We start from the raw sequence: 3,235 nt of genomic DNA on the forward strand, positions 1-3,235 counted from the left end.
CAGCTCTCCGGCGGTCAGCAGCAGCGCGTCGCGATCGCCCGCGCGCTCGCGATGGAGCCGAAGCTCATGCTCTTCGACGAGCCGACCTCGGCGCTCGACCCCGAGCTGGTCGGCGACGTCCTCGACGTCATGCGCGACCTCGCGGAGAGCGGCATGACGATGATCGTCGTGACGCACGAGATGGGCTTCGCGCGCGAGGTCGGCGACTCGCTCGTCTTCATGGACGGCGGTGTCGTCGTCGAGGCGGGCCACCCCCGCGAGGTCCTCACCACTCCACGGCACGAGCGCACCCGCGCCTTCCTCTCGAAGGTGCTGTGAGGCCGCGGGCGCGGTGAGGCGGGCGGTCGGCGGATGAGGCGGCACGCGGACGGGGCCGGGCCACGCGCCCCGGCCCCGTCCGCCCCGTACCGGCGTCGCCGCCCCGCCTTCGCGTGCTCAGCGCAGCCCGAGCACCAGCGCGTCGGAGGGCGAGGCCCACACCGTGCGGGCCTCCGCGAAGCCCGCCTCGCGGAGGGTCGCCGCGTGCCAGGCGGGCGGCTGCGTATCGCCCTCGGAGTGCGCGCCGAAGAGCTTCATGCGCGCGGCGACGGGCTCCGCGAACGCGGGCTCCTCGGCGAGCGCCGCCCACCACGCGTCCCAGTCCTGCGCCCCCGCCGCGAGCGCCCGGTCCATCACGGCGTGGCGCAGGGCGCGCTCGGCGGCGTTGATCCGGGGCGTGGCGGGGTCGGGCATGTGGTCGGCGTTCATGAAGGCGCCGCCCTCGCGCACGAGCGGCGCGAGCTGCCCGTAGAGCGTGCGCAGGGCCCCGGTGGGCATCCAGTGCAGCGCCGTCGCGGTGAGCACGACGTCGTACGCGGCGTGCGGCAGTGCCTCGTACCAGCCCGGCGCCGTCAGGTCGGCGTCCACGACGTCGACGCGCGGGTCCCCGGCGAAGGTGCCGCGCGCGAGCGCGAGCAGCGCCGGATCGCGGTCGACGGCCGTCGAGCGGGCCTCGGGGAACCTTCGCAGCACGCGGTCCGTGATACTTCCCGTACCGCAGGCGAGGTCGAGGACCCGCGGCGCCGTGCCGACGAGCGCCTCGGTCATGTCGAGCATGACGCGGAAGCGTTCCTCGCGGTCGGGCATGTACCACTCCTGCTGACGGTCCCAGCTCTCCTGCCAGGCCCCGAAGTCGGTGCCACCTCCGCCACCCCGCGCGCCGCCTCCCGCGCGCACCCCCACGCGACCGTCACGCCCGCCCCGCCGTGCCCGTAGTTGTGCACGACCGGGGTCCCGTCCGGCAGTCGCTCCTGGGCGAGGCGCACGCCGCCGGCGCGGGCGGGACGGAGACCGACGCGGTGGGCGAGGACGCGGGCGCCGGCTATCTCGGGGCGCAGCGCGGCGCAGTCGCGGATGATCGCCTCCGCCGTGGCCGGGTCCGGGCTCTCGCGGAAGTCGTGCTCCTCCGCCGTGCCGCCGAGGAGGAGCCCGTACGGCTGCGGAATGTAGTAGACCGAACGTGCCCCGCCGCCCGCCGTCGACGTGAACCACGTCGTCACGCCGGGGTTCTCGACGAGGACGAGCTGACCGCGCACCGGGTGCACCGCTTCGTCCGGCACGAGGGACCGCGCGCCCAGCCCCGTGCAGTTGACGACCGCGCGGGCCCCCTCGGCCGCTTCGGCGAGCGAGGCGGCGGTACGGGGCACGACGGGGGCGGCCGCCGCGCGCAGCCGCTCCTCCAGCCAGGCCAGGTGGTGCGGCATGTCGATGACGGGCAGCCGCCCGAAGAGCCCCGGGGAGTGCGGGGACTCGGCCGCCGTCGCCGTGCGCAGGCCCCGTACGGAACCGGCCCACGGCCCCAGCGTGTCGAACGACGTCTCCGTGTGCACCCCTTCGACGAGCCGCACCCCCGTCCGCGCCGGTTCGGCCGCCCACTCCTCGTACACGGCGAGCGTCTCCAGCGCCCAGGCGCCGACCCGCTCCTCGGGCTCGATGTGGTACGGCCACCACAGGCCGCCCGCGACGGCCGAGGTGGCGCGCGCGGCGGGCCGTTCGGCCCACACCTCGACCTCGTGCCCGGCGGCGCGCAGCGCGAGCGCCGTACTGAGCCCGATCACCCCGGAGCCGAGGACGCGGACCGGGGCGGAGGCGGTGGCAGAAGGTGAGGTCATGGCCCAAGACCGTACCGCCGGGGGTTCAACGCACCCGGCCCACCCCCGCGTAGAGCCCGCCGCGCGGCACGTCGAGCGCCGGTGCGCCGCCCTCGTCCCACTCCGTGACCGTGACGAGCCCGGGGGCCACGAGGTCGAGCCCCTCGAAGAAACGGGCCACGGCCGCGTGGTCGCGCAGCGCCATCGCGATGCCGCCCTTCGCGTACGCGGCGGCGGAGGCTTCGAGTTCGCGCGGGAAGAGGTCGTAGGCGGAGTGCGTGAGGACGAGGTGGCTGCCGGGCGCGAGCGCGCCGGTGAGCGTCCGCACGAGCTCGTAGGCGCCCGTCTCGTCGGGGAAGAAGTGGAGGATCGCGATGAGCGAGAGGCCCACCGGGCGCGAGAGGTCGAGGTGTTCGGCGGCGCGCGCGAGGAGCTTGTCGGGTTCGCGCACGTCGGCGGGCAGGTAGTGCGTCGCGCCGTCCGGGTGCGAGACGAGCAGGGCCTGCGCGTGCGCGAGGACGATCGGGTCGTTGTCGGCGTAGACGACGCGCGCCGCCGGGTTCACCTCCTGCACCACCTGGTGCAGGTTCGGCTCGGTCGGTATGCCGGTGCCGATGTCGAGGAACTGGTCCACGCCCTCGCGCGCGAGCCAGCGCACCGCGCGGTGCATGAAGGCCCGGTTCTGCCGCGCCCCCTCGGCGGCCTCCGGCGGCAACCGCGCCGCCACCGCCTCGTCGACCGGGTAGTTGTCCTTGCCGCCCAGGAGCCGGTCGTAGACCCGCGCGGCATGCGGCTTGCTCGTGTCGATTTCCACGGGTCCTTCGCCCATGACGGCGTGTTCCTCGCCCATGACAGCCCTCCGGTGCGCGTGTGTGATCACTGCGGACCCATTCTGTCCGAACACGGGCGACTACAGGGGCCGTTGAGGGCAATACGCGGGGCAGGGGACGGGGGCGGCTCGTACGGGAGCCGCCCCCTTTCACCGCGGCACGGGACTCAGCGCCCCGAGCGACCGCCGCGCCGCGAACCGCCCTGACCGGCCTGGCCGCCGCTCTGGCCGCCCCCGGTGAGGCCCGCGCGCCGCAGCGCGTCCGCCATCGCCGAGT

Annotated in this window: 4 protein-coding genes; 1 reads left to right on the forward strand and 3 read right to left on the reverse strand. The window is 75.4% G+C overall.

Annotated elements, in window-relative coordinates:
* On the forward strand, positions 1-318 hold a 318-nt coding region (locus G3I42_RS33710), incomplete at its 5' end, for an ATP-binding cassette domain-containing protein (RefSeq protein WP_164291465.1).
* 117 nt (positions 319-435) lie between these two features.
* Here the strand turns inward: G3I42_RS33710 and G3I42_RS33715 are convergent.
* From G3I42_RS33715 to G3I42_RS33725, 3 genes are read right to left on the reverse strand one after another with little or no spacing between them, the layout of a single operon-like run.
* Positions 436-1,125 (reverse strand): class I SAM-dependent methyltransferase, encoded by a 690-nt coding sequence (locus tag G3I42_RS33715; protein WP_239096858.1) that lies wholly within the window; start codon positions 1,123-1,125, stop codon positions 436-438.
* Positions 1,083-2,150: an FAD-dependent oxidoreductase gene (locus tag G3I42_RS33720; RefSeq protein WP_239096859.1), complete on the reverse strand. Its 1,068-nt coding sequence runs from the start codon at positions 2,148-2,150 to the stop codon at positions 1,083-1,085. The genes G3I42_RS33715 and G3I42_RS33720 overlap by 43 nt, the downstream gene beginning before the upstream one ends.
* A 25-nt stretch (positions 2,151-2,175) precedes the next feature.
* Entirely contained in the window at positions 2,176-2,979 is an 804-nt protein-coding gene (locus G3I42_RS33725) for an SAM-dependent methyltransferase (RefSeq protein ID WP_164291467.1), read from the reverse strand.
* Between the last annotated feature and the right edge of the window lie 256 nt (positions 2,980-3,235).

This window comes from Streptomyces sp. SID11385 (genome assembly GCF_010548245.1).
Taxonomy (GTDB): Bacteria; Actinomycetota; Actinomycetes; order Streptomycetales; family Streptomycetaceae; genus Streptomyces.

Bases quoted from the DNA above. Each gene is read 5' to 3' on its own strand.
- G3I42_RS33715 (WP_239096858.1), bottom strand. From the start codon at position 1,125: ATGCCCGACCGCGAGGAACGCTTCCGCGTCATGCTCGACATGACCGAG.
- G3I42_RS33725 (WP_164291467.1), bottom strand. From the start codon at position 2,979: ATGGGCGAGGAACACGCCGTCATGGGCGAAGGACCCGTGGAAATCGAC.
- G3I42_RS33720 (WP_239096859.1), bottom strand. From the start codon at position 2,150: ATGACCTCACCTTCTGCCACCGCCTCCGCCCCGGTCCGCGTCCTCGGC.